Consider the following 26,095-nt stretch of genomic DNA (forward strand, 5'->3'; position numbering starts at 1 on the left):
ATCGACGAAGAATGTGGATAACTCGTATGCCCCGTATCCCGGTCGCCTACGCTCTGTCGAATGCACTGGGACCGACTGTTCGAAGACCTCGAGGGCCAGCTCGCCTCGGAATGGGAGGCGGAGCGTGCGGTGCTCGATGCCGAGTCGGAGCGACTGCGCATCGCGCGGCTGGATCTGCGCCATCGACTGCGGGCGCTGTGCGGCGGCGGCGCCGAGGCCACGATCGACCTCGTGAGCGGGCGACGGATGCCCGTCTCGCTGCACACCCTCGGAGCGGACTGGATCGCCGTGAGGACAAGAGGAACCGGTGGTGGGAGCGCCGCTTCCGGCACGTCGCTCCTTCCCCTCCTCGCGGTCGCGGGTATCACATTGGACCACGGGATGATCCTCGCGAGTCTCGATGAGCCCACGGCCGCCGACGTGCCGCTGCGGGAACGGATGACGCTCGGCTTCGTGCTGCGCGATCTCGCCAGACGTCGAGTGCCGGTGCGCATCAGCACCCTCGTCGGTGACGACCTTCACGGAACCATCGATCGTGCGGCCGCCGACCATCTGGATCTGGCCGTGCACGACCCCGGCGAAGCGCGATCAGCCGCGGCGGTGCAGGCGTTCCGCGTCGTCCCGTTCTCGTCGCTCGTCGCGCTACGGGCCTCGAGTGGTCAGATGCCCTGAGCCGCGGACGTTCCCCATACCTCGGGGAAACTCGCCGTCTGAGACTGCCGCCACAGGGCCATCCGGCGGGCGATCTCCGATTCCTCGGACAGATAGCCGTCGAGGCTGGACTCCTCCACACGCCAGCGAGGCGGCGAACCGAGCCGAGCGCCGCTCAGCCTCCCCTCCTGCACGAGGGCGACCACCTCGTCGACGCCGATGCTCAGCAGCTCCGCCACCTGCGCCGGCGCGAGATAACGCGGTGCGCGAACGGGGGTGGCAACCATGTGCCCATTCTCTCCCAGCCGCTCCCGCCGGTGCCACCGGATGCTTCGCTGTGGATAACTCGCGAAGCACCGAAGCCGATTCTGTGACGATATCGCCATGGCTTCCCTCTCTCCTCCCCGTCGCGCCTTCTGGGGCGACGTGCGATTCCTGATCGGCATCGCCCTGGTCGCCCTGTCGATCGGCGGGGTCTGGCTCATCGTCTCGGCCGCCGACGACGCGGTACCCGTTCTCCAGACCACCCGGACGATCACGCGGGGTCAGCCCGTGACCGCCGCGGACCTCCAGGTCGTCGACGTGCGGCTCGGTACTGCCGGCGAGGGATACCTCGGGCCCGACGACCTCATCGCGGACAGCGTGGCCACCCGCACGCTCGTCGGCGGCGAACTCGTCCCCGTCTCGGCGCTGACCGACGCCCAGGACAGCCGATCGACGACGGTGGTCATCCAGAGCACGACGGGAATACCGGAAGGAGTCGCCGCGGGAACGGTCGTCGAGATCTGGCAGGCACCGCCGGTGGATGAAGGGCGTTCGTACGATGTCCCGCGCATCCTGGTCGCGGACGTGATCGTCCGCGACGTGCTCGAACCCGAGGGGGTGCTCGCCGAGGCCGGAACCCGGCTCGAGGTCGTGATCGACCGCGCCGATGTCGCCGACGTACTCGCGGCGATTACCGGCGGCTCCGCGCTCTCCGTCGTGCCGGTAGGGGCGGGATCGTGACGAGCGTCGTCGTGGCCATCCCGCAGCCCCGGGCGGATGAGCTGGCGGCGGAACTCGCCCTCGAAGGCGTCGACGTCATCGCGACCGTACCCTCCGCCCCGCTCGCAGAGATCCCGGCCGGGGCCGAAGCGGTCATCGTTCCCGCCACTCGATCGATCCTGAATGCAGACCTGATCGCACTGTGCGACCGTGCCGGGGTTCGCATCCTGGCTCTCGGCGCCGAGGACAGCCGACTGCTGGGCCGTCTCGGTCTCTCCACGGCGCTGCGACCTGACGCGGCGGGGTGGGAGGTCGCAGCCGCGCTGATGGCCGAGACGGACACGGCACCCCCGCCAGAGCCCCAACTCCCCCCTCGTATCGTCGCCGTCTGGGGACCACATGGGGCGCCGGGGCGGTCGACCCTGTCGATCCAGCTGGCCGTGGAGCTCACGCGCACCGGACGCCGCACAGCCCTGGTCGACGCGGACACCGTCGCTCCTTCGCTCGCGATGCTCCTCGGTCTCGGCGACGATGCTCCCGGCATCGCCGCCGCCTGCCGGAGGGCGGAGCGCGGCGCGCTCGATCCGGCTGAGCTGACGCGACTGGCGACGACGGTGACGACGAGCGCGGGTGACATCGAAGTGCTGTCGGGCATCAACCGCCCCAGCCGCTGGCCCGAGCTGTCGTCCGCGCGCCTGGCCGCCGCGCTCGGCACCTGCCGCGAGTGGATCGACGAGACAGTGGTGGACGTCGCCGGTGCGTTCGACGCCGACGACGAAGTCACGTACGACCTTTCCGGGCCACGACGTCACGCGGCGACGACGGCGGCACTGCAGGAGGCGGATCTGATCGTGGCGATCGCATCCGCCGATCCGCTCGGTATCAGCAGGTTCATCCGTGATCATGCCGAGCTTCGCCGCCTCACCTCTCCCACGCCCGTCATCGTCGTGGTGAATCAGGTGCGCCCCGGCCCCCTCGGGATCGACGCGCGCGGGCAGGTGCGACGCACCCTGGAGAGGTTCGCCGGCATCACCGACGTCTTCTTCCTCCCTTTCGACCTGCGCGCGGCGGACTCGGCTCTGCTGCACGCACGGCCGATGACCGATGTCGCGCCCCGCTCGCCGTTCGCCGCCGCCGTGCGGAGACTGGCGGCATCCCTCTCCCCGCCGGCGAGGGCTACTGCCGGTAGCTCGCGAGGAAGTTCCCCAATCGTTCGACGGCTTCGCTCAGCACTCGGGGTTCGGGAAGCGTGACCAGTCGGAGGTGGTCGGGGGTCGCCCAGTTGAATCCGGTGCCCTGGACCAGCAGGATGTGCTCCGAGACCAGCAGGTCGTACACCAGACGCGCATCGTCCCTGATCTCGTGCACGTTCGGGTCGAGTCGAGGGAACGCGTACAGCGCACCCTGCGGCTTGACACACGACACTCCGGGGATGGACTCGAGCCCCTCCCACGCGATGTCCCGCTGCTCGTGGAGACGCCCCGTCGGCGCGATGAGCGCCTCGATCGACTGCACCCCTGAGAGCGCCGCCTGTACGGCATGCTGCGCCGGAACATTGGGGCAGAGTCGCGTGGACGCGAGGAGGGTGATCCCCTCCAGGAAACCCTTCGCATGATCCTGCGGCCCCGTGATGACCATCCAGCCCGACCGGTATCCCGCGACCCGATAGGTCTTGGAGAGGCCGTTGAAGGTCAGGCACAGCAGGTCGGGAGCGAGCGTGGCCGTGGGGATGTGCACGGCTCCGTCGAACAGGATCCGGTCGTAGATCTCGTCGGAGAGCAGGAGCAGCTGGTGCTCCCTGGCGATCTGCACCAGCCCCTCGAGGATCTGGCGCGAATACACGACGCCGGTGGGGTTGTTCGGGTTGATGATGACGAGAGCCTTGGTCCGCGGAGTGATCTTCGAGCGGATGTCCTCGAGGTCGGGCTGCCACTCGTCTTCCTCGTCGCAGAGGTAGTGCACCGGTGTGCCTCCGGCGAGACTGGTCATCGCCGTCCAGAGCGGGTAATCCGGTGCCGGAATGAGGACCTCATCCCCTTCGTCCAACAACGCCTGCATCGTCATGGTGATGAGCTCGGACACACCGTTTCCGAGGTACACGTCATCGGGGTCGAACCGGGGGAAGCCCTCGATCTCCTCGTACCGGCTGACCACGGCACGTCGGGCCGAGATGATGCCCTTGCTGTCGCTGTATCCGTGTGCGGTCGGCAGCGCCGCCAGCATGTCGCGCACGATCTGGTGCGGGGCATCGAAGCCGAAGATCGCCGGGTTGCCGGTGTTGAGCTTGAGGATCTTGTGGCCCTCCGCCTCCAGCCGCGCCGCCTCGACGAGGGCGTTTCCGCGAATCTCGTACAGGACGTTCTTGAGCTTCGACGACTGGTCGAAGTTGCGCGTTGGGGTCATCGGCCAAGCCTACAGCGACGAAAGGAGGGCCAATCCACGCGGACTGGCCCTCCTTTGTGCACGCCCTACTTCTTCTTCTTGCCCTGGGCCCGACGCTGCTCGCGGTTGCCTGCGGCGGGAGCCTCTGCATCGGTGCGCTGGCCGAAGGCTCCTCGCGGCGCCTCCTCCGGCTCGCTCTGCGGAGCCTGAGCGCGGGCAGCGGCCTGGCGTACGCGATCCGTCGCCGCCTGCTGGACCTGGCCGCGGTCGTTGCGGACCTCGACCTCGCCCGCATCGTTGGCCGCCGAGTACTCGAGACGCTGCTCTCCCCCGTCGGTGGCGAGCCCCTTGGCCTCGACCTCCGCCGTCTGGGAGTCGCCGGCGCGACGCACCTCGACCTCGAGGTTGTAGAGGTAGCCGACCGACTCCTCCTTGATCTGTCCCATCATCGACTGGAACATGGCGTAGCCCTCGCGCTGGTACTCGATGAGGGGGTCGCGCTGGGCCATGGCCCGCAGACCGATGCCGTCCTTGAGGTAGTCCATCTCGTAGAGGTGGTCGCGCCAGCGGCGGTCGAGCACCTGCAGCACGACGCGACGCTCCAGCTCGCGCGTCGCCGCTTCGCCGAGGGCCTCTTCCCTGGCCTCGTACGCGATCTTGGCATCGGAGAGCAGCTCGCGGGTCAGGCCGTCGGCGTCGATACCGCCCTTGCGGTCGGCAGCCTCGGCGACGACCTCATCGATCGTCACGCCCACGGGGTAGAGGGTCTTGAGCTCGGTCCAGAGCGCATCGAAGTCCCAGCTCTCGTTGTGGCCCTCAGCGGTGTGGTCGCGGACGACACCGCTGATGGCGTCTTCGATGAAGTGCTGCACCCGGTCGGCGATGTCGTCGCCCTGGAGGATCTGACGACGGTCGGCGTAGATCGCCTCGCGCTGGCGGTTCAGGACGTCGTCGTACTTGAGGACGTTCTTGCGCATCTCCGCGTTACGGGACTCGACCTGCGACTGAGCGCTGCGGATCGCACGCGACACGAGACCGGACTCGATCGGCACGTCGTCGGGGAAGTTGGTCCTGGCGAGGATCGCCTCGGCGGCGCCCGACTGGAACAGACGCATCAGGTCGTCGGTGAGGCTCAGGTAGAAGCGGCTCTCTCCGGGGTCGCCCTGACGTCCGGAACGACCGCGGAGCTGGTTGTCGATACGGCGGGACTCGTGGCGCTCCGTGCCGAGCACGTACAGGCCACCGGCCTCGATGACCTTCTCGGCCTCCTCGGCGACGACGGCCTTCATCGCTTCGTAGGTCTCGTCCCACGCGACCTCGTACTCCTCGGGCGTCTCCACGGGGTCGAGGCCCTTGCCCTTGAGCTCCTGGACCGCGAGGAACTCGGCGTTTCCGCCGAGCATGATGTCGGTTCCTCGTCCTGCCATGTTCGTGGCGACCGTAACGGCACCGAGGCGACCGGCGCGCGCGACGATCTCGGCCTCACGCGCGTGGTTCTTCGCGTTGAGGACCTCGTGCTTGATGCCCTTCTTCGCGAGCAGACGCGAAAGGTACTCGCTCTTCTCGACGCTCACCGTTCCGACCAGCACCGGCTGGCCTTCGGCATGCCGCTCGGCGATGTCCTCCACGACCTGTGCGAACTTCGCGGTCTCGTTCTTGTAGACGAGGTCGGACTGATCCTTGCGGATCATCGGCTTGTTGGTCGGGATCGGGATGACGCCGAGCTTGTAGGTCGACATGAACTCCGCCGCCTCCGTCTCGGCGGTACCGGTCATGCCGGCGAGCTTGTCGTAGAGACGGAAGTAGTTCTGCAGCGTGACGGTCGCGAGGGTCTGGTTCTCCGCCTTGACCGGCACGCCCTCCTTCGCCTCGATCGCCTGGTGGATGCCCTCGTTGTAGCGCCGTCCGACCAGGATGCGGCCGGTGTGCTCGTCGACGATCATGACCTCGTCGTTCATGACGACGTAGTCGGTGTCCTTCTTGAAGAGCGCCAGCGCCTTGATCGAGTTGTTCAGGAACGAGATCAGCGGGGTGTTCGCGGACTCGTAGAGGTTGTCGATGCCGAGGTAGTCCTCGACCTTCTCGATGCCGGGCTCGAGGACGCCGACCGTGCGCTTCTTCTCGTCGACCTCGTAGTCCTCGCCGACCTCGAGGGTGCGGGCGATCTTCGCGAACTCGGCGAACCACCGGTTCGCCTCGCCCGATGAGGGGCCGGAGATGATGAGCGGGGTACGCGCCTCGTCGATGAGGATCGAGTCGACCTCGTCGACGATCGCGAAGAAGTGCTCGCGCTGGACGAGGTCCTCCTTGCGCCACGCCATGTTGTCGCGCAGATAGTCGAAGCCGAACTCGTTGTTCGTGCCGTAGGTGATGTCGGCGGCGTACTGCTCGCGGCGCACCGCGGGAGTCTGCCCGGAGACGATGATGCCGGTGGTCATGCCGAGCGCGCGGAACACGCGCCCCATGAGCTCGGCCTGGTAGCTGGCGAGGAAGTCGTTGACCGTGATGACGTGAACGCCCTTGCCCGCGATCGCGTTCAGGTACGCGGGCAGCGTCGCGACGAGGGTCTTGCCCTCACCGGTCTTCATCTCGGCGATGTTCCCGAGATGAAGGGCGGCCCCACCCATGATCTGCACGTCGTAGGCGCGCATGCCGAGCGTGCGCTTGGCGGCCTCGCGCACGGCGGCGAAGGCCTCCGGCATCAGCTGATCGAGCGTCTCACCCTTCTCGAAGCGCGCGCGCAGCTCGGTGGTCTCGTTGCGCAGCTCGTCGTCGGTGAGCTTGGAGATGTCCTCTTCCAGTGCGCCCACTGCCTTGACGACCTGATTCAGGCGGCGGATGACCCGCCCTTCGCCCGCACGCAGGAGCTTCTCAAGAGGATTGGCCACGGATGTCATCTCCCTGTCGATGGGTGAACCGCCGGTCGTCGGTGAACCCGACGCCAGGCATACTTCGCCATGTTACCGGGCTGTGACCTGCACGTCGCCTGCATAGCCGTCCCGCGCGTCGAATCGGAGGTTCGCGCTGCGACCATATACTCGGTATCGCATTCCCGGACGGCCACAGGAGACGAACGATGTCAGTACGCCAGAGCCTGCTCGCGATCCTCGCGCAGGGGCCGTGCTACGGCTATCAGCTCCGTCATGAGTTCGATCGCCGCACCGGTTCCATCTGGCCGCTGAACGTCGGGCAGATCTACAACACGCTCGAGCGTCTCGAACGCGACGGCCTGGTCTCGCGCGGAGAGGCCGACGACCGCGGCCATGTGTACTGGCAGATCACCGACGCCGGACGGACGGAGGTCGATCGCTGGCTCTCCTCCCCCGTCGTGCGCCCCCAGGGCACCAGAGACGAACTCGCGATCAAGGTCGCGGTCGCCGCCACGCTCCCCGGCGTCGACCCCGCAGCCGCGATCCAGTCCCAGAGATCCGCATCGCTCCGACAGTTGGAGGCGCTGCAGAGGGAGCGACGGGCGCATCGGGATATCGATGCCCCTGAGGGACTGGCGTGGTCGCTCGTCGCGGACTCGATGATCTTCGCGGCAGAGGCCGAGATCCGATGGCTGGACCATGCCGCACAGCGACTGGGCGCCCACCCGCGCCACGCGATGACACTCGAGCTCACCGCCGATCGCCCCAAGCGCGGACGCCCGACGAAGGCTGAGACGGCGACCGCGACGGCGACGGCGACGGCCGACGCGATCGCAGCGCCCTGACCCCGCCTCGACGCCGCCCGGATCGCTCATGCGGATCGGATCCTCGTTCGCCCGGAGCGGATGCTCAGCCACCGCTGGTCCCCGGGAAACTAGGATCGGGTCATGGCTGGATTTTGGGGCAGACGCAAACGCGAACAGGAAGAACTCGCCGCACAGGACGCCGATCTCGCGCGCCGCGCCGAGCAGGCCCTGGTCAGCGCAGACGAGCGGATCCGCACGACCTCCGATGAGCTCGCCTTCGCTGAGGCCGAACTCGGCGAGTCGCTCACAGCCGACCTGCGCAGGGCGCTCGCGGCGGTGCGGACCCACCTGCGCGAAGCGTTCCAGCTCCACCAGCTGAACCACGACGAGATCCCCGACACCGACGAAGAGCTGCGCACACGCAACGCACGCATCCTCCAGCTCTGCGACTGGGCGCAGGACCTTCTCGACGAGAAGACCTCCGTGCTCGCCGAGTCGGTCGCCAAGGTGCGCCGCGCACCCGAGATCATCGCCCAGGTGCGGGCAGACGCCGCGGCGCTGAGTGCCCGCATCCCGCAGACCAGCGAAGCCATCGCCCGCCTCTCGTCGCGGTACGCGGACTCCGCCATGCATCAGATCACCGCGAGTGCCGCCGAAGCGGAGCAGCTCATCAGCTTCGCGACCCACAGCGCCGATGTGTCGGAGCGCCGTCGGGCCGCGAAGCAGAACGAGGAAGCCAACGTGGCACTCGAGACGGCGACCGAGGCCACCCGCCGTGCGTCCGCTCTGCTCGACGCCGTGGAGGACTTCGAGATCGAAGCACTTCGCGCGGAATCCACCCTCGCCGAGGTCGTCGCCGACTCGCGCGGCGATCTCATCGCGGCTCGAACCGCCCCGAACGTCCCGGCCGTCGCCGACGCCGTCGCCGCCCTCCAAAGAGCGTTGGCCGCGCTCACACCCTCTGGGCAGCCGAACGACCCTTTCGCCGAGCTGTCCCAGCTGCGTGATGCCAACTCCGCGCTCGACGAGGCGATCGCCAAGGCCCGTCACCGGGCGGAGAACCCGCTGCCGAGCATCGCTCAGGTGCAGCATGCCATCGACGACGCCGACCGCCAGCTGGGCGTCGCGCGAGGCCTCATCTCCGGCCATCGGGGGTGGATCGGCGCGGATGCCCGCACCCGACTCGCGGAGGCGGAGCGGCTGCGTGTCGACCTCTCGGACCTGCTGCCCGCAGAAGACACCCGTGAAGCCGCTCTCGTCCAGGCGCGCCGCGTGGCTCATCTGGCTTCCGAAGCACTGCAGCTCGCGCAGCGCGACATCGACTCCTCCCGTCCGCAGGATCAGGACTGGGGCGGCGGGGGCGGCTGGGGCGGCGGCGGACGACGCGGAGGCGGCGGCGGAGACCTCGCCTCCGGCATCCTCGGCGGGCTCGTGATCGGCAGTCTGCTCGACGGCATCTTCGACTGACCCGCCCTTCTCGGCTTTCGCACACCAGAACGGCCCGGTCCCTTGCGGGACCGGGCCGTTCTGCGATTCTGCGATTCCGGATCAGGAGGCGAGCGCCTCGGACGGCGGAGCCTGGGTGCTCAACGCGATCACTCCGTAGTCCCAGCCCTTGCGTCGATAGACGACACTCGGGTGGTCGGTGCGGACATCGACGAACAGGAAGAAGTCGTGTCCGACCAGTTCCATCCTGTCGACGGCTTCCTCGACGGTCATCCACTCGGCATCGAAGCTCTTCGTGCGGATGACGACGGGCGAGTACTCGTCCTCCTCTGCCTGCTGCACCGGCACGCTGCCGGTCGCGACCGCACGGAGGACGTCAGCGGATGCCGGCTGGACGTCGATGCCCTCCAGCACCCCGCTCTCCTTCTCGAAGTGGGCGCCGCGCGGGTGCTGTCGTCCGTCGACCCGCTTCTCCTTCGCGCGACGCAGCTGCTCGGACATCTTGTCCACGGCGAGGTCGAGGGCCACGAACTTGTCGCCGTCCGTCGCCTCTGCGCGGACGACGGGGCCCTTACCGATCAGCGTGAGCTCGACGGTCTCGTCGGGGATACGACCGTTGCGATACACACGGTGGGTGACCTTCACATCCAGTCGCTGCGCACGGGACGCGAGCATCTGGATCTTGGCGATCTTCTCTTCGACAACGGTTCGGAAGCGATCGGTGATACCCACTCCGACGCCAACGATGCTTGTTTCCATTGCTGCCTCCTTGTCCCGGTCCTCCCGGCCAAGGGCGGACCGTGGTCGCCTTGTGTCCCCCCACCGTAGTCCGCCCGTCGGCGGATGTCACGGGGTCTTCCCCCTGTGTCGCCGATGCGTTCCCGATGAGGTTCATCCGAATCCGTCACGGCGCGGCGTGGCGGCCAGCGCGACCGCCGCCGAGACGTGGAAGCCTGCCGCGGTCAGCGCCCGTGCCGCCTCGTCGAAGGTCGCCCCCGTGGTGACGACGTCGTCCACGATCACGACCTCGGTGCCTTCGCCTGCCCGACGCACGCGCATCGCGCCGCTCATGTTCGTCGCACGCGCCCGCGCACCCAGCCCGCGCTGATCCGAGATTCCGCCCACGACGCTGAGCAGCCGCTGCGGTTCGGCATCAGCCCTCCGGATCAGGAGGTCGGGGACACGGTATCCCCGACGGCGGAAGGCGCTCCGCGACGTCGGCACCGGCACGATCCACCTGCTCGCGCTCTCCGACGATGTGAGCACGGACGCCAGCGCCGCGCCGAGCGGGCGGGCCAGGAGCGTCTCGCCCTTTCCCTTCAGACGACGGATGCACTTCGCCGCCACCCCTTCGAATGAGAGTGCGGCCGTCACGGGAAGCCCCTGCGGCGTCGCGAGCCGCTGCGGGTCCGGTTGCAGCGCCTGCAGGCATCGGCCGCACAGCAGGGTGCCGGGCTCGTCGCACCCCGCGCAGGTCGCGGCGAGAAGGAAGGCTGCGATCTCGGCGCCCAGATCCGGGAGGTGAGTCTTCGTCCACATCCGACGATTCTGCGGTCTGGCGGTCTGCCACTTCGACGATCTCAGGGTGTGCGGGCGAAGAGGAGCACTTCGCTCTCGCGTGCAGGGAGAGTCACTCCCCGACGCGCGTGGCGAGCACCGCGACGCCGGAGGCGACTTCCCGCCACGCCGACCCTGCATGGGCGTACAGCTCACCGTTCGCCCCGAGGATGCGGACACCGGACGCGGTGCGCGCCCCGGCGATCGAGACGGCATTGTTCGGTGCGGCCTCCGTCGCCCCCGGCCCCCCGACCATCTGGGTGATCAGTCGCGGGCTGCTCGGATCGGCGAGCACCCCCACCCGGTCGAGTCCGAGCCACACCAGACCTGTCGCCGGGTCGGCGAGCTGCGTCAGCTGCTTGACCTCTCCGAGTTCGATCGGAACACCGGCCGAGTCCCGGACGACCGCCGCGACGACGACCCACATCTGCTTGCCGACCGTGACGACGGCTGCCACCCTCGCACCATCCGCCGAGACCCTCAGATGCGAGATCCCCGACGCGCTCGGCCACGCCTTCGCGATCGGGTGGGCGACGGCGTCGCTTCCCGACGCCTGCAGGGCCGCGGGGGAACCCGTGGGCACCGACCAGGTGTAGCCGTAGGGATCGAGCGAGGGATTGATGAGCCCAGGGCGGGCGTCGAGCTCATCGAGGCTCCCCGCTCCGATGAGGTAGACGTGCTGGTCGCCGAGTCTGGTGGCGGCGTGGGAATCGTCGGCGGCCACATCGATCGAGACGATCGGCTGCGGGATCGATGTGATCTCCGCGCTGATCCCGTCGAGCGGCGAGATCTCGTCCCCGACGATGCGCCCGAAAGCGCCGTTCTGCAGCACGAGTGTGCCGATCTCGGTCGAGGGCTCCTTGACCTCGGCCTGACCCGCGTCCAGGTCTCGCCCGTCCACCGTGAATCGCACCTGCGTGACGGCGACGCCGGAGGCTCTGAGGGTCGCCTGGAGCTGCGTGCGCATGCGCGACAGCGTCGTGGCATCCAGTCCGCTGGCGGGGCGCGTGAGCGCGACGTCAGCCACCTGTCCGACGATCGGCACCGCATCCTGCGCCAGCTGCACGTCGGCGGGGAAGGCGTTCTGCACTGCCGGGTCGAGCCATTCGCTGGGGGCACCTCCGATGAGCGCCCGTGTCACCGTCGTCGCGGGGCTCTGCCGCCGCGGGAACCAGCGCATGTCGGGCACCAGGCGCGACCAGCCGAGGTCGAAGTACTGCAGCGGATACCCCTCGAAGACCTTGGTGAATCGCGTCTCGTCGATCACGACGCCATCCGGCGCCTGCGTGATGCGCCATTCCCCGTTCTCCATGCGCTGCACGGTGAACGCCACCGCAGACGAGCCGACCGCCTCGGCGTATCCGCCGGAGTCGTCGACACTCGCGACGAGGTCCAGGGTCACCTGGACCTCCGCCGTGTCCGCGTCCTCGACCTCGTCGTCCGGGACCGAGGACGTGACGGTCCTGGTGTCGGGGCCGATGTCGATCGACACACCGGCGGTGGGACTCCAGCTCCGCTGCAGCGATGGCGCGAGGAAGTCGCGCGCGGTGTCCCAGTTGTCGGTGGTCGTGATGCCGGCTTCGAGGAAGCCGTCGACGATCTCCTCCGGTCCGGCGCCCGTGATCGGCCCCGAGGCCACGGGAAGGATGTCGATGTCCTGCGGGGATTCGCCGAGCTTGAGGCCGACGGCGACGTCGCCGCTGGTCGGCAACCCGGCGCAGGCGGGAAGCAGCAGGGCGACGAGCACCAGCGCGAGTCCCCGCAGTCTTCGCTCACCTCGGTGCTCGGTCACTGCCGATCCTCCTCATCGAACATGCCGGCCGGCGCATCGGTCAGCGAGATCGGCTGGGTCGCGTCCCCGATCTCCGCGAACGGCTCCTGCGGCTCCACGGGGATAGGGCTCGGACCGTCCAGCACCCCTTCGTGTCGAGGAATCGTCAGGACGAAGTTGGTCCCGACGCCCAGCTCGGACCACACATCGAGCGTGCCGCCGTGCAGCGTCGCGTCTCCCAGAGCGATGGAGAGCCCCAGCCCCGTCCCGCCGATCGTCCGCTGACGTGAGGGGTCGGCACGCCAGAACCGGTCGAACACCCGCTCCGCATCCGCCGGATCCATCCCGAGCCCGAAATCCCGCACTCCGGCGGCCACCGCGTGCTGATTGCTGTCGATGGTGACGACCACCGGACGACCTTCGCCGTGCTCGATCGCGTTTCCGATCAGGTTGCGCAGGACACGCCGCACGCGCCGCGGGTCCATGTCCACCGGGGAATATCCACCAGGCGCCACGAGCCTCAGCTCGGTGCCGTGCCCTTCGGCGAGAGGACGCATCTGCTCGATGATGTCCTCGGCGAGGTGCGTGAGGCTCGTCGCCTCCAGTTCCAGCTGCACCGACCCCGCGTCGTATCGACTGATCTCGAGCAGGTCGGACAGCAACGTCTCGAAGCGCTGCACCTGAGCGTGCAGCAGTTCGGCCGTGCGTGCGGTGGTCGGGTCGAACTCGTCACGCTGATCATTGAGCATGTCGGCGGCGAGACGGATCGTGGTCAGCGGTGTGCGCAGCTCATGCGAGACGTCGGACACGAATCGCTGCTGCACCATCGACAGTTCGCCGAGCTCCTTGATCTGAGACTCGATGCTGTCGGCCATCGCGTTGAACGAACGCCCGAGCGTGGCGAGCTCGTCCTCCCCGTGCACCTCGAGACGCACGCCGAGGTCACCTGCCGCCAACCGCGCACTCGTCTCCGCCGCCTGCACGATCGGGGTCGACACGGCTCGGAGGACGATCCAGGAGATGGCGGCGACGATCGCCACCAAGCCGATTCCCGCGATCCACAGCGTGCGCTGCACGAAGACGAGGGTCTGGTCGGCGTCGCCGAGGTCGTAGGCGAAGTAGATCGCGAAAGCCCCTGCCTCCGGGACCTGGAGCTGCTGCCCGACGATGATGCCCGGCACTTCGCCACCGTCTGCGGCCGGCAGAGCCACCGACTGCCAGGCCTGACGGTCGTCGAACTCGATGACACGCGCCTGGAGCTCAGGACTCAGCAGACTCCGGCTCAGTCCGGCCTCGAACCCGTTCAGCCGCACGCCCTTGGCATCGTCGACCTTGAAACCGGCGAGCTGATCCGTGCTCGACGTGCGGGTGAGATTCGACTGCACACTGTTCCACAGGTCGGTGAGAGCCGCGGAGTCGTCGCCCACCTCCGCCACATCCAGGATCCCCTGGGCCTGGTCGACCGCGCGGCGGGAATCCTCGAGCGCGACGTCCTTGCGCGAGATGAAGAGATCGTTCTGGATCACCAGCGCCATCGTGACGCACGTGATGAAGATCGCGAGCGAGGTCGCCAGCAGTGTGATCGAGAGCGTACGGAAACGCAGCGAGCGGCGCCACAGGATCCCGAGCATCGTCGGCCAACCGCGCCAGTCGCGCAGGACAGCGACCGTCGTGGTGGTCGCTGTCGTCGCGGCCATCGTGCGCCTAGCCGACGCTCCCGGCGCGATAGCCCACTCCACGCACCGTCATGACGATCTTCGGGTTGTCGGGGTCGAGCTCGACCTTGGCGCGCAGGCGCTGGACGTGGACGTTCACCAGCCGGGTGTCGGCCTTGTAGTGGTACCCCCACACCTGCTCCAGGAGCATCTCCCGGGAGAACACCTGCTGCGGCTTGGAAGCGAGCGCGACGAGAAGCTGGAACTCCAGCGGTGTGAGCGCGATCGGCTCAGAGCCGCGACGGACCTCGTGCGCATCGACGTCGACGGTGAGATCGCCCACGCGAAGCTGCTCGCTGGTGGTCTGCGGTGTCGGGCGGAGGCGGGTGCGGATGCGCGCGACGAGTTCCTTCGGGTTGAACGGCTTGACCATGTAGTCGTCAGCGCCGACCTCGAGTCCTCGGACGACGTCGGCCGTGTCGCTGCGAGCGGTGAGCATGATGATCGGCACGCCGGACTCCGCACGGATGCGCGTGCAGATCTCGATCCCGTCCATGCCCGGAAGCATCAGATCGAGCAGCACGAGATCGGGCCGCTGGGCGCGCCACTCATCGACGGCGCGCGCGCCGTCGGCGCAGAAAACCGGCTCGAAGCCTTCGGTCCGAAGCACGATCCCGATCATCTCGGCGAGCGCTGTGTCGTCGTCGACCACGAGAATACGTGAGGTCATAAGAGTTACCTTATGGCACCGAGTCCCAGCGATCCCAGGTCTGCGCTCCGTGCAGGGGATATGACACGATGGAGGCGCACGATGGAGAGGGAGTGCCTGTGACCGGACAGACGTGGACGCCTGCCCCGAAGAAGGGCATCATCCCCCTTCATCCGCTGTCGTTCGGGATGCTGCTGGGCAAGGCCTTCGCGGCGCTGCGGCACAACCCCAAGGTGCTCTTCGGGTTCGCCGTCGTCATCCAGCTCATCGTGGTCATCGTGACCGCTGTGGTGATGGGCGTCGTCCTCTTCACCACGTTCAGCCGCCTGGAGACCGTCTCCCCCTCTTCTCCGGACTTCGAGGCGGTGATGGCGGGCACCATCGCGGTGAACGTCATCGCCGGACTGGCCGTCGGTGTCGCCTCCATCGCCTTCACGGCGATGATGCAGGGGGTCGTCGCCGCGGAGATCGGGTACGCCGCGATCGGGGTGAAGGCCACGCTGCGGATGCTGTGGCGGCGGATGGTCCCCGCCTTCTGGAGACTCGCCGGTTTCGCCTCTCTCTCGGTCGCCGCCGTGTTCGGCCTCTTCATCATCGCCGCCGTCATCATCGCGGGCTTCGTCGCCGGAGGCCTCGGGGGGAGCATGGAGATGGCCGGCGTCGTCGTGCTCGTGGTGATCCTGATCGTGCTCGCCTGCATCCCCCTCGCGGTGTGGCTCACCACGAAGCTGCTGCTCGTGCCGTCGATCCTGGTCCTGGAGCGGGCACGTTTCCGCGACGCCTTCGTCCGCTCCTGGCGTCTCACCCGCGGGCGGTTCTGGGTCGCGTTCGGTGTGACATTCCTGATCAGCGCGATCATGGGCATCGCGGCACAGGTGGTGAGCGTGCCGGCGACGTTGCTCGGATCGCTCCTCGGCTCCGTCGTCGCCCCCACCGGCGCAGCGGATCCGAGCGCTGTGGTGGCGTTCGTCGTGACCCTGATCGCTCCCCAGATCCTGCTCCTGGTCATCCAGGCGATCACGCTCGTGGTGCAGAGCACCGGAGCGGCGCTCGTCTACCTGGACTGCCGGATGCGCTACGAGGGCCTGGATCAGACGTTGATCGCCTATGTGGAGCGCCGCGACCTCGGATGGACCGATGAGCAGCAGGAGGATCCGTTCCGCGTCGATCCCTCACGCGCGGTGACATCGGCTCCCCCGCCCCGTCAGGTTCCGGAACACGTGATGATGTCCCAGGGATACGCATACCCGCCGTCTTCCGCGTCGCCCTACCCGACGCCTCCGTACCCGACGCAGGGATATCCGACGCCTCCTCAACCGGCGCAGGGATACCCGACGCCTCCTCAACCGACGCAGGGATACCCGACGCAGCCGGCGGCCGGGGCATTCCCCCCGCCGCCTCCACCCGCGATGCCCGCCCCCGGAGACGCTCCGGCCGACAGCGGCTGGACAGCGCCCGGCTCCGACGGCGCCGCATGACCCGACGGTTCGACGACCTCTTCGTGCCCGATGGCGACGAGGCCCGACGCTGGGCGGAGGAAGAGCTCTCCAACCCTCGCTACGCGGACGCGAAGCCCACGTGGTTCGATCTGATGGCTCGCGACATCGGCCGCTTCCTCGCCGACCTGTTCAGCTCGGACAACGGCGCCAACGTCGGTCCGTCCGCCCTCATCATCGTGAGCGTCATCATCGCGGCTGCCCTGATCGCCGCACTCATCGTCTGGGGACGGCCGCGCAGCTCGCGGTCGATCAGGCGGGCGCACGGAGACCTCCTGGGAGCGGCCGACGACCGCAGCGCCGCACAATTGAGATCGGATGCCGAGCGCGCCGCACGCGAAGGCGACTGGGACTCCGCGACCATCCTGCGCTACCGCGCCATCGCCCGCAGCCTGCGGGAACGCGATCTGATCGATCCGGCACCCGGCGCGACCGCGCAGGGGATCGCCCGCGAGGCCAGCACGGTGTTCGCCGATGAAGCCGAGGCGATGCGACGCGCCGCCCTCACCTTCGACGATGTGCGCTATCTCGGACATCACGCGACGGCGGAGGCGTATCGGGATCTCGTCGACACCGACGATCGGATCCGCGGACGCCGCCTGGAAGGGGTGCCGGCGTGAGCATCACCGAAAGCGAGCGCACCGTCCCGCTCCCCGCTGCCCCCGACGCCGAGCTCCTCTCCACCGCCGAACGCCGCCCGAGCCGGGCGAAGTCCATCATCGGCTGGGCCATCGTCGCGGCGCTCGTGCTGATCGTCACGGTGGTGGGTCTTCGCGTCGCCGCGACGGCACCCGGTGCGCGCGGCGCCCTCGACCCCGAGGCCCGCGACGATGCCGGCGCACTCGCGCTCGCGAACATCCTGCGCGATCAGGGCGTCGAGGTAGACATCCATCGGTCACGGGTCGAAGCCCGCGCGGCGATCGACGCCGACACGACACTTGTCATGGCCAACCCCTACACGCTCACCGATGAAGCGCTCGCCACGCTCACCGAACCCGCGGAGCGCGTGGTGTTCCTGTCCACGAGCACACATCTCCTGAACGAACTCCGCATCGGCGACAACGCGCCTGGCACGTCATCTGCCGTGAGCGCGGAGTGCGATGTCGCGGAGTTCGCGAAGGTCGGGACGATCCGCGCCGACCGTCTCTTCGCCGCCGCAGACGGCGTGCAGGCCTGCTTCGGGGATTCCGAAGGCGCAGCCGTCCTCGTCGATCGCCGCACCAGCCCCCAGCGCACCGTGGTGGAGGGATCGAGACTCTTCGGCAACGCCTACCTGGCCGAGAACGGCAATGCGGCGCTCGGACTCGCCCTGCTCGGTCAGACCGACCGCGTCGTCTGGTACGTTCCCAGCTTCGCGGACTCCGACATCGAAGCCGAGCCGGTCGACACGTTGGGCAGCCTCACGCCTCCGTGGGTGACGCCCGCCATCCTGCTGCTGATCGCGGTCGGGGTCGCGACGGCGATCTGGCGCGGCCAGCGGTTCGGTCCGCTCGTCGCCGAGACGCTGCCGGTCACCGTGCGTGCCTCGGAGACGATGCAGGGACGCGCACGTCTCACGGCCAGAGCCGCGGACTCCGCACACGCCGCACAGGCGCTCCGCGACGGCACTCGGCGACGCCTCGCCCGTCGGCTCGGACTCGCCGTCCACGCCGGCGCGGATGAGGTCGCCGACGCGGCATCGGATCGGCTGCGGGTCCCGCGCGGCACGCTCCAGGAGCTGCTGGCAGGCCCCCTGCCGGAAGACGACGCTGCCCTGATAGAACTCGCCAGACGCCTCGACCAGCTCGAGACGGCGGTGGACGAGACCGCCCGCACCGACACGACCGCCCATCCCCGAGAAGCAGAGGGAAACACGTGACCGCTGAGAACCATCCCACCGATGACGCCACGCTGCGTCAGGCCATGCACCGGGTGCGCACGGAAGTCGACAAGGCCGTGGTCGGCCAGGCCGGCACCGTCACCGGATTGCTCGTCTCCTTGCTCGCTCGCGGACACGTGCTCCTCGAGGGTGTGCCCGGTGTCGCGAAGACGCTGGTCGTGCGCTCCTTCGCGCGAGCACTCGGCCTCGACACCAAGCGCGTGCAGTTCACTCCGGACCTGATGCCCGGCGACGTGACCGGCTCCCTCGTCTACGACGCACGCACCGGCGAGTTCGATTTCCGGGCCGGTCCCGTCTTCACCAACATCCTCCTGGCGGACGAGATCAACCGCACGCCGCCGAAGACCCAGGCCGCACTCCTCGAAGCCATGGAAGAGCGTCAGGTGTCGGCTGACGGGGTCAGTCGCCCCCTCCCCGACCCGTTCCTCGTGGCGGCGACCCAGAACCCGATCGAGCACGAGGGCACCTACTCGCTGCCCGAAGCACAGCTCGACCGCTTCCTGATGAAGCTCGTCGTCGGTATGCCGGAGCGCGACGCGGAGGTCTCGGTGCTGCGTCGGCACGCCTCGGGCTTCTCCCCGAGAGAGCTCACGGGAGTGGAGGCGGTGGTCACCGCCGAGGAGATCAGGGCGGCGCAGCACGCTGCTGCCGCGGTCGAGGTGACCGACGACGTCCTCGGGTACGTCGTCGATCTCGCCCGCGCGACCCGCCAGTCGCCGTCCGTCGAGCTCGGTGCCAGTCCTCGCGCCTCCACCGGGCTGCTCGCCGCGGCGAAGGCGTGGGCCTGGCTCAACGCGTCTTCGGCGGTCACCCCCGACCATGTGCAGACGATGCTGGTCCCGGTGTGGCGCCATCGTCTGCAGCTGCGCCCGGATGCGCAGATGGAAGGCGTATCCGCCGATGCGGTGCTGACCTCGGTGGTGCAGCAGACCAGGGTGCCGATCTAGGTGTTCATCACCGGTCGCCTCGCCGTCGCCATCGCCGTCGGCATCGTCCCGCTCGTCATCGCCGGGCTCGCGGGGTACCCGGCGTACGCGGTGCTCGGTGCCTGGATCGCTCTGTGCCTGGTGCTCGTCGCCGTCGACGTCGCCCTCGCCGCGAGTCCGCGCTCCGTCACCGTGAGCCGCCGGCTGCCCGCACGCGCGCGGCTCGGCGAGCCGGTCCCGGTGAGCGTCGCCGTGCACAACCACGGCAACAGGGCACTGAACGCGACGCTCCGCGACGCGTGGCAGCCGACAGCGGGCGCTCCGCTCGAGCGGCAGCGTCTGCGCGTCGCTCCGGGCGAGCGCGGCCGGGTCACCATTCCGCTTCTCCCCCGCCGTCGCGGAGAACTCGTGAGCGAGTTCGTGATGCTGCGTTCGCGCGGCCCACTCGGCATCGCCGGTCGACAGGCACGGCACGCCGTCCGCGGGGCGATCCGTGTGCTCCCGGCCTTCTCCTCTCGCAAGCATCTTCCGTCGCGCCTCGCCCGGCTGCGCGAACTGGACGGCAACACGAGCATCCAGGTGCGCGGTCAGGGCACCGAGTTCGACTCCTTGCGGGAGTACGTGCGCGGAGACGATGTGCGCTCGATCGACTGGAGGGCGACGGCGCGCGCCGGGACCACCATGCTGCGCACCTGGCGGCCGGAGCGGGACCGCCACGTCGTCATCATCATCGACACGGGACGCACGGCCGCGGCACGCGTCGGGGACGGCACCCGCGTGGATGCCTCCCTGGAGGCCGCGCTGCTGCTGGCGGCGCTCGCCTCCCGCGCCGGCGATCATGTGCACCTGCTGATGTACGACAGGGTGGTCCGTGCGCGGGTGACGGGCGTCGACGGCGCCGCCCTGCTGCCGGCGCTCACCGACGCCATGGCTCCGGTGCACGCGCGACTGGTCGACACGGACTGGCACGGCGCGTTCACCGCCGTCCGCACGCTCACCACACGCCCCTCGCTCATCGTGGCTCTGACCGCGCAGGATGCCGCCGAGTCGGCGCGCGGATTCCTCGGCGCCTTCCCGAACGCGTCACGCGCGACCACCGTGCTGGTCGGCTCCGTGACCGATGACGGCATCTCCGCGCTCGCGCGCCGACGCGACTCCCGGGAGGACGTGTACCTCGCAGCAGCGGCCGAGAGGACCCTCCGCGATGCGGAGAACGTCGCCGATGCGATCCGCAGGGCGGGCGGAGAGGCGATCGCCGCCGATCCGGAGGAGCTCCCTCCCCGGATCGCCGACCGCTATCTGGAGCTGAAAGCGGCTGGTCGGCTCTGAGCCCGCACCGACGGTGCGACGTGGCGGCTCACCGTCTGTCAGCCAGTCACCAGACGCGGCGTACCCGCTTCGTACTCGACGAGGTCTCCCGTCTCGCCCTGGCGGTGCGCGCGCCCGCCGATGACCAGCATGTAGATCAGGAAGACGGCGAGCGCCGCACCCCCGATACCGATCTTGACCGGCCACGGCAGTGCCCAACCGGTGACGAAACCTTCGACGAGCCCCGCGAGGAACAGGGCGAAGACCAGACCGATCGCCACGGTCGCGAGTGCTCTGCCCTGCTCGGCGAGTGCCTCGCCGCGCGTGCGTCGCCCCGGCGCCACCCAGGCCCAGAAGACGTGCAGACCTGCCGCGGCCGCGACGAAGATACAGGTCATCTCGAGCATGCCGTGCGGAAGGATGTACAGCACCATCAGGTCGGCCTTGTCGTGGACGGCCATCACCGCGCCGGTGGTCCCGAGACCCATCGCGTTCTGCACGAGCATGTAGACCGGCCAGATCCCCGTGACGCCGAAGAGCACGCATTGCATCGCGATCCAGGCGTTGTTCGTCCAGACCATGCCCATGAACGCGGCAGCGGGGTTCTCGGTGTAGTAGCCCGTGAAGCTCTCGTCCGCATACTGCTCGAGCGCGGACGGCGAGCCCAGAGTCGCCACGAGGGCGGGGTCGCTCGCGATCCAGGCCGCGGTGCCGACCGCGACCGCGATGAAGGAGATCGCGATGGCCAGAGTCGTCCAACGCAGGCGATACAGCGCAGCGGGAAGCTGCAGACGGAAGAAGCGTCCGGTCTGCGTGAGGATGCTGTCCGATGCGCCGGTCAGACGCAGGCGTGCGCGGACCAGGATGGTCGACAGGTAGGCGCCCTGCGGTGAGTCGCCGACCGAGGTCTTCAGCTCAGCCAGGTCGGCGGAGGCGGCGCGGTATCGGACGATGAGCTCGTCGACCCCGTCCCCGTCGAGACGGGCGCGACTGAGTTGGTCCAGCCGCTCCCATTCGGCGCGGCGTGCATCTGTCAGCGCATCGGCATCCACCTGATTTACTGTACTCATGTCCACCCCGATCGATGCTGCAGACGAGGTGCTCTCCGGCGAGGCCGTGGCGATCGACGTGCAGCCCATCGGATTCCTGCTCCGAGCGCTCGGCGCGGCGATCGACATGCTCCTCGGGTACGCCGTGTTCCTCCTGTGGATCTTCCTGCGCATCTGGCTGCTCGACGCCGGTGTGCTCGACGAGACGACGGATCGGATCGTCGTGGTCTCGGCCTTCGTGGTGAGCTTCGTGGTGCTGCCGATCACGATGGAAGTCGCGCTGAAGGGACGCAGCCTCGGCAAGCTCGCAGTCGGCGGACGGATCGTGCGCGTGGACGGCGGCGCCGCGGGGTTCCGACACGCCTTCATCCGCGCCCTCCTCGGCGTGCTGGAGATCTACATGACCTTCGGCGGTGTGGCGGTGCTCACCGGCGCGTTCAACGCGCGCTCGCAGCGCCTTGGCGACCTGGTCGCCGGCACCTACAGCCAGCGCGTGCGCACCCCCGCTCTCGTCTCGCACGTACCCGTGCTTCCTCCGTCGTTGGGCGGCTGGGCTCAGATCGCCGATGTCGCTCGACTCCCCGACCGGCTGGCGCGGCGCATCTCGCAGTTCCTGCAGAGTGCCCCTCGCATGATCCCGGCCGCACGCGCACGCGTCGCGCTCGATCTGCTGACCGAAGCCACCCCGTTCGTCTCGCCGCCGCCTCCGGCTCCACCGGAGCAGGCGCTGATCGGCATCACCGTCCTGCGCCGGGAACGCGAACGCCGCGCACTGGAGAACTCCGACCGTCGCGCCGAACGGCTCACAGGGCGACACGTCGGCGTCTGAACGGCGCCGGTCACCGCGGCGTCCGCCGCACCTTCCCCGTGCGTCAGAAGCGGATCGCGTCGATCACCTTGACACGGAGAGCGACCAGGGCGGGTATGAACCCGGACACCGCACCGACGATGACCGACGCGAGGAGGCCGATGAGCGCCGCACGCATCGGGAAGGGCGGGATGTCCTGGATCCCGTAGAACATCGAGGTGATGACCCACTCCGAGCGCAGCACGGCGACGACGATCGCGATCCCGATCACGCCAGCGACCGTCGTGGCGACGAGGCTCTCCAGGAACACCGCGAAGAAGACCCGCCCCGAGCTCGCACCGAAAGCGCGCCTGACCCCGATCTCCCGAACGCGTTGACGCATCGCCACGAGCTGGATGTTGATCAGGCTGAGCGCCCCGAGGGCGAGGATCAGGGCCGCGATGCCACCGGTGACCATCTCGAACGTCGCCTGCGCATCCAGAGCCCCCGGCTGCGCAGCCCAGTCGGACCTGCTCACCGACACCGTCTGCCCCTCGGGAAGCCCCGCCCTGAGGTCCATCGCGAGCACGGGCGCGATCCGATCCACCTCACCGGTCCCCATCCAGATCTCGTACTGCGTCCACGCATCGGTCGGGAGTGCATCCACGCGGGCGCGGTAGGAGTCGTACAGCACATCGACGCGCATCTCCTCGTCGCCCATGCCCTGGCGCGGAGTGATGCCGATCACCTGGTACGTCCCACCGGCCGGGCCGCCGAGCGTCACGGTCGGGTGCTGCGACAACGACACGCGCCCCAGCCGGTCCCACAGGGGCTCCGTGATGACGACGGGCGGAGCCATCGCCTCGCTGTCGGAATCGAGGAACCATCGCCCTTCCAGCAGGCGCGCGCGATGGATCTGCGAGAACGCGGGGTCCATGACACGGGCCGGAACCTGCACGATCCCGTCGGGGAGCTGGACGTCGAGCATCAGCCCCTGGGAGATGCGCGCCGTGTGGCTGAAACCGAAGCGCTCGGACACGCGGTCGAAGCGGGCATCGAAGTCGTCGGCGTCGACGGGCGTGCCGTCGTCGCTGTTGACCGCGACCACGACGGTGGCCGCTCGTCCGCCCCACCGGTCGGACTGCTCGGCTTGGAACTGTCGCTGGTATTCGGAGATCGCGACGACCGCGGTGAGCGCGCCCACGGATACGGCGATCCCGATCAGGCTGAGCAGCACGCGCAGCTTGTGCACACGGATCTCGGCCCAGGCGTCGGAGAGGGCGCCGAGGAAACCGGTCATGCGACCACCTCCGGTGCGGCTGAGGGCACGGGGGCGGCGAGGGTCGACGCCTCGAAGGCGCGGCTGAGGTCGGCGATCTCCAACCGTCCGGCGTCGAGTCGGTAGTGGCGACGCGCCCGCGCCGCGACATGGAGATCGTGTGTGATGGTGACCAGCGCCGCGTCGGTCTCCGTCGCCACTTCGTCGAGCAGCGACATGACCGATGCCCCTGTGTCGATATCGAGGGCTCCGGTCGGCTCGTCCGCGAGGATCAGGACCGGTCTGCGGACGAGTGCCCGCGCGATGGCGACACGCTGCTGCTCACCGCCGGAGAGCTTGTCGGCGATCTGGTCGACGCGATGCCCGAGCCCGACGCGCTCGAGCATGTCGGCCGCGATCTGGCGACGGTTCCAGAACATCCGCCCCTTCGCATGGCCGAGCGGCATCATCACGTTGTCGATCGCCGTACGCCCCGGCAGGAGGTTGAACTGCTGGAAGACGAAGCCGACGTTGTCGCCGCGAAGGCGGTCGAGGCGGCCGGAGCGCATCCGGCGCACCTCCCGACCTTCGAACGCGACGGAGCCGGAGGTGGGCGCATCGAGCATCCCCAGGATGTTGAGCAGCGTCGATTTGCCCGACCCCGAGCGGCCCACGATGGAGACGTGATCACCGGCGCCGACCTCGAGGGTGACCCCCCGAAGGATCTCCAGGCTCGAGTCGTCGGCCAGCAGGACGCTCTTGGAGACGTCGTCGAGCGTGACCAGGCTCACCAGCTGGTCCCGGTGTCGCACTGCTCCACTCCCGGGGAGACCTCGTAGCAGAACTCCTCGACCGGCGCGACGAAGCCGGGCACGAACTGACGGATGCTGTCGCCCTCCGCCAGGCCCTCGGTCACCTCGACCATGACGCCGTCGTTGACGCCGAGCGTCACTGCCCGCTCCTCGGGGTCGGAACCGTCACCGGCGTCGACCCAGACCTTCCCCGACTCCGCACCGCCCTGGACGGCGGTGACCGGGATCACCAGCGCATCATCGACCTGTCCGAGAGCGAGGTCGATCTTCGCGGGGAGACCTGCGAAGACCGTCTGGTCGACCGGAATCGCGCAGCGCACATTCGCGGTGCCCTCGGCCGTCACCTGGACTCCCACACCGGTGCATGCGAACGGCGCAGGGCCGCCTGTGATGGTGACCGTGGCCTCGCTGGGAGCATTGACGAGCCGGTACAGCTGCACGGGGTCGACGGTGGCGAGCAGGTGGTAGCGCGCGGGCGTGAGCTTGTACGTCTCGGTGCCGACCGTGGTGGCCTGGCCCTTGACGACAGCGAACTCCGACACGTCGCCGGCTTCGGGCGCGAGAACGTCGATGTCCTTGCGCGGCTCCTCCTGGCGCACGGTGTACAGCTTCTGCCCTGCGGCCACGGTCGCCCCCTCCCCCACGTGCACGGCGAGGACGGTGCCGTTGAGCTCACCTCGGACAGCGAAGGCGTCGTCGCGCGCCACATTCCCGCTCAGGCTCAACGCGTTCACGACCGACCCGCGCTCGACAGCCACGACGGGATCCGTGATCCCGGCCTCGGGACTGACGACGCTCTCCGCGCGGTCGGGGAAGAACGCGATCTTGACGAGCGCCGCGGCGCACGCGCCGAAGACCACGACGAGAAGCAGGGGGAAGATCCAGCGACGCCAGACGATCACGAGTGCCTTTCCGGCCGCGCCGCCCTGGCACGCCTGCGGTCAGCGTATCCAGACTTCGCAAACTCAGCGGTCCGCTGTGACCGCGTGTCGATCCACCGGTGTCAGGCGCGCAGTGCCTCGTGACGAACGACGAGCCATCCGGCGGGAACCGAGAGCCGGTCGGCATGGGGCGAGCACAGATCATGCGCCTGAGGATCGTTCGCAGCACCGAGCGGGCCGAGGGCCGCCATCTGATCGCCGTAGTCGTAGGTGAGGGTGGCCACGGCCTCTCGCGCGCAGCCGACCTTCGAGCACAGTCGTCCGTCCATCTCCGTCAGCGTACGGCGCACTCCGACGCGGCGACGGATGCCGCGCCGGGCGAGTCACCACCGCCTAGACTTTCGTCATGCCTCGTCGACGCGCCACCCCCGCCACCGCCGCTCCTCGGCGCGGTGCACGGCATGGGCGACATGGTCGCCTGGGCCGTAGCGAGGTCGTGCGGCCGCCGTTGGCTCCTCTCGACGGACGCATCGATCGGTTCGACCTCACGGTCGGCACAGCCGTCGAATTCCTCCGCGGCACCTGGCCGGAACTGCAGGACGTCCGGTTCGAGATCGGCGCGATCCCCGGGTTCGACGCGACCGAGGAAGTGCCCCGGTGGTATCTCGACCGCGAGAACCGACGCATCGTGCTGTTCCGACTCCCTATCGAACGGCTCCTGCCCCCAGGGCACGACGATGCCGCGCACCGGCGCATGGCCATCGAGAGCGCCGTGTTCCGGGCAGCAGCCGAGTACGTCGGCCGCGAGCCGTGGGACCTCGGCCACGACCACTGATACCACCGCTGACACCACGACACTCGTTGCCGG

25 protein-coding genes are annotated in these 26,095 nt (G+C 68.9%); 12 read left to right on the forward strand and 13 right to left on the reverse strand.

Going from position 1 to position 26,095, the window contains the following annotated elements:
- Window positions 1-60: 60 nt before the first annotated feature.
- Window positions 61-672 (forward strand): hypothetical protein, encoded by a 612-nt coding sequence (locus tag AB4070_RS04630; protein ID WP_441979096.1) that lies wholly within the window; start codon window positions 61-63, stop codon window positions 670-672.
- On the opposite strand, the gene AB4070_RS04635 is transcribed toward AB4070_RS04630, so the two are convergent.
- Window positions 660-938, reverse strand: coding sequence for a helix-turn-helix domain-containing protein (locus AB4070_RS04635; protein WP_441979097.1), 279 nt, complete (start codon window positions 936-938; stop codon window positions 660-662). The two genes, AB4070_RS04630 and AB4070_RS04635, sit on opposite strands and share 13 nt — an antisense overlap.
- A gap of 97 nt (window positions 939-1,035) precedes the next feature.
- Between AB4070_RS04635 and AB4070_RS04640 the strand changes: the two genes are divergently transcribed.
- Together AB4070_RS04640 and AB4070_RS04645 are read left to right on the forward strand one after the other, a co-directional pair.
- The gene (locus tag AB4070_RS04640) at window positions 1,036-1,656 is read left to right on the forward strand and encodes an SAF domain-containing protein (protein ID WP_441979098.1); all 621 of its coding nucleotides are present in this window, start codon (window positions 1,036-1,038) and stop codon (window positions 1,654-1,656) included.
- Window positions 1,653-2,888 (forward strand): AAA family ATPase, encoded by a 1,236-nt coding sequence (locus AB4070_RS04645; protein WP_441979099.1) that lies wholly within the window; start codon window positions 1,653-1,655, stop codon window positions 2,886-2,888. The genes AB4070_RS04640 and AB4070_RS04645 overlap by 4 nt, the downstream gene beginning before the upstream one ends.
- Here the strand turns inward: AB4070_RS04645 and AB4070_RS04650 are convergent.
- Together AB4070_RS04650 and secA are read right to left on the reverse strand one after the other, a co-directional pair.
- On the reverse strand, window positions 2,812-4,038 hold the full coding sequence (locus AB4070_RS04650) for a pyridoxal phosphate-dependent aminotransferase (protein WP_441979100.1): 1,227 nt from the start codon (window positions 4,036-4,038) through the stop codon (window positions 2,812-2,814). The two genes, AB4070_RS04645 and AB4070_RS04650, sit on opposite strands and share 77 nt — an antisense overlap.
- A gap of 65 nt (window positions 4,039-4,103) precedes the next feature.
- Window positions 4,104-6,905 (reverse strand): preprotein translocase subunit SecA, encoded by a 2,802-nt coding sequence (secA, locus tag AB4070_RS04655; RefSeq protein ID WP_441979101.1) that lies wholly within the window; start codon window positions 6,903-6,905, stop codon window positions 4,104-4,106.
- A 188-nt stretch (window positions 6,906-7,093) separates the two neighbouring features.
- Here secA and AB4070_RS04660 point away from each other — a divergent pair, with 188 nt between their 5' ends.
- Window positions 7,094-7,732: a PadR family transcriptional regulator gene (locus tag AB4070_RS04660; protein ID WP_441979102.1), complete on the forward strand. Its 639-nt coding sequence runs from the start codon at window positions 7,094-7,096 to the stop codon at window positions 7,730-7,732.
- Between the two features lie 102 nt (window positions 7,733-7,834).
- Window positions 7,835-9,160 (forward strand): hypothetical protein, encoded by a 1,326-nt coding sequence (locus tag AB4070_RS04665; RefSeq protein WP_441979103.1) that lies wholly within the window; start codon window positions 7,835-7,837, stop codon window positions 9,158-9,160.
- Window positions 9,161-9,241: 81 nt separating this feature from the next.
- Here the strand turns inward: AB4070_RS04665 and hpf are convergent, their stop codons facing one another.
- The 5 genes from hpf to mtrA form a co-directional block, all read right to left on the reverse strand.
- A complete protein-coding gene (gene hpf, locus AB4070_RS04670) occupies window positions 9,242-9,898 on the reverse strand; it encodes a ribosome hibernation-promoting factor, HPF/YfiA family (RefSeq protein ID WP_378874669.1) in 657 nt (218 codons plus the stop codon).
- A 132-nt stretch (window positions 9,899-10,030) separates the two neighbouring features.
- Window positions 10,031-10,678, reverse strand: a complete 648-nt coding sequence (locus tag AB4070_RS04675; protein ID WP_441979104.1) for a ComF family protein — start codon at window positions 10,676-10,678, stop codon at window positions 10,031-10,033.
- A gap of 91 nt (window positions 10,679-10,769) precedes the next feature.
- Window positions 10,770-12,488 carry an LpqB family beta-propeller domain-containing protein gene (locus tag AB4070_RS04680; protein ID WP_441979105.1) on the reverse strand — a complete coding sequence of 573 codons (1,719 nt, stop codon included), beginning with the start codon at window positions 12,486-12,488 and terminating at the stop codon, window positions 10,770-10,772.
- A complete protein-coding gene (gene mtrB, locus AB4070_RS04685; RefSeq protein ID WP_441979106.1) occupies window positions 12,485-14,164 on the reverse strand; it encodes an MtrAB system histidine kinase MtrB in 1,680 nt (559 codons plus the stop codon). Before mtrB ends, AB4070_RS04680 begins: the two co-directional genes overlap by 4 nt.
- A 7-nt stretch (window positions 14,165-14,171) precedes the next feature.
- On the reverse strand, window positions 14,172-14,852 hold the full coding sequence (gene mtrA, locus AB4070_RS04690) for an MtrAB system response regulator MtrA (RefSeq protein ID WP_046749491.1): 681 nt from the start codon (window positions 14,850-14,852) through the stop codon (window positions 14,172-14,174).
- Window positions 14,853-14,950: 98 nt separating this feature from the next.
- Here mtrA and AB4070_RS04695 point away from each other — a divergent pair, with 98 nt between their 5' ends.
- The 5 genes from AB4070_RS04695 to AB4070_RS04715 are packed head-to-tail and all read left to right on the forward strand — an operon-like array spanning window position 14,951 to window position 20,461.
- Window positions 14,951-16,309, forward strand: a complete 1,359-nt coding sequence (locus AB4070_RS04695) for a glycerophosphoryl diester phosphodiesterase membrane domain-containing protein (protein ID WP_441979107.1) — start codon at window positions 14,951-14,953, stop codon at window positions 16,307-16,309.
- Window positions 16,306-16,947, forward strand: coding sequence for a DUF4129 domain-containing protein (locus AB4070_RS04700; protein WP_441979108.1), 642 nt, complete (start codon window positions 16,306-16,308; stop codon window positions 16,945-16,947). The genes AB4070_RS04695 and AB4070_RS04700 overlap by 4 nt, the downstream gene beginning before the upstream one ends.
- Window positions 16,944-18,185, forward strand: coding sequence for a DUF4350 domain-containing protein (locus AB4070_RS04705; protein WP_441979109.1), 1,242 nt, complete (start codon window positions 16,944-16,946; stop codon window positions 18,183-18,185). Before AB4070_RS04700 ends, AB4070_RS04705 begins: the two co-directional genes overlap by 4 nt.
- Before the next feature lie 44 nt (window positions 18,186-18,229).
- A complete protein-coding gene (locus AB4070_RS04710; protein ID WP_218867656.1) occupies window positions 18,230-19,153 on the forward strand; it encodes an AAA family ATPase in 924 nt (307 codons plus the stop codon).
- On the forward strand, window positions 19,154-20,461 hold the full coding sequence (locus AB4070_RS04715) for a DUF58 domain-containing protein (RefSeq protein WP_441979110.1): 1,308 nt from the start codon (window positions 19,154-19,156) through the stop codon (window positions 20,459-20,461).
- A gap of 38 nt (window positions 20,462-20,499) precedes the next feature.
- On the opposite strand, the gene AB4070_RS04720 is transcribed toward AB4070_RS04715, so the two are convergent.
- Window positions 20,500-21,492 carry a stage II sporulation protein M gene (locus tag AB4070_RS04720; RefSeq protein WP_441980541.1) on the reverse strand — a complete coding sequence of 331 codons (993 nt, stop codon included), beginning with the start codon at window positions 21,490-21,492 and terminating at the stop codon, window positions 20,500-20,502.
- A gap of 16 nt (window positions 21,493-21,508) precedes the next feature.
- Here AB4070_RS04720 and AB4070_RS04725 point away from each other — a divergent pair, with 16 nt between their 5' ends.
- Window positions 21,509-22,318 carry an RDD family protein gene (locus tag AB4070_RS04725; protein WP_441979111.1) on the forward strand — a complete coding sequence of 270 codons (810 nt, stop codon included), beginning with the start codon at window positions 21,509-21,511 and terminating at the stop codon, window positions 22,316-22,318.
- A 43-nt stretch (window positions 22,319-22,361) separates the two neighbouring features.
- Here the strand turns inward: AB4070_RS04725 and AB4070_RS04730 are convergent, their stop codons facing one another.
- From AB4070_RS04730 to AB4070_RS04745, 4 genes are all read right to left on the reverse strand, one after another.
- Complete coding sequence (locus AB4070_RS04730; RefSeq protein ID WP_441979112.1) at window positions 22,362-23,576, reverse strand: ABC transporter permease; 1,215 nt, start codon at window positions 23,574-23,576, stop codon at window positions 22,362-22,364.
- Entirely contained in the window at window positions 23,573-24,346 is a 774-nt protein-coding gene (locus AB4070_RS04735; RefSeq protein WP_441979113.1) for an ABC transporter ATP-binding protein, read from the reverse strand. The genes AB4070_RS04730 and AB4070_RS04735 overlap by 4 nt, the downstream gene beginning before the upstream one ends.
- A complete protein-coding gene (locus tag AB4070_RS04740; RefSeq protein ID WP_441979114.1) occupies window positions 24,322-25,248 on the reverse strand; it encodes an efflux RND transporter periplasmic adaptor subunit in 927 nt (308 codons plus the stop codon). Before AB4070_RS04740 ends, AB4070_RS04735 begins: the two co-directional genes overlap by 25 nt.
- A gap of 101 nt (window positions 25,249-25,349) precedes the next feature.
- Complete coding sequence (locus tag AB4070_RS04745) at window positions 25,350-25,556, reverse strand: DUF3499 family protein (RefSeq protein WP_021199833.1); 207 nt, start codon at window positions 25,554-25,556, stop codon at window positions 25,350-25,352.
- Between the two features lie 77 nt (window positions 25,557-25,633).
- Here AB4070_RS04745 and AB4070_RS04750 point away from each other — a divergent pair, with 77 nt between their 5' ends.
- A complete protein-coding gene (locus tag AB4070_RS04750) occupies window positions 25,634-26,062 on the forward strand; it encodes a hypothetical protein (protein ID WP_441979115.1) in 429 nt (142 codons plus the stop codon).
- Window positions 26,063-26,095 lie beyond the last annotated feature (33 nt).

This window comes from Microbacterium sp. 2RAF4 (genome assembly GCF_052115285.1).
Taxonomy (GTDB): Bacteria; Actinomycetota; Actinomycetes; order Actinomycetales; family Microbacteriaceae; genus Microbacterium; species Microbacterium oxydans.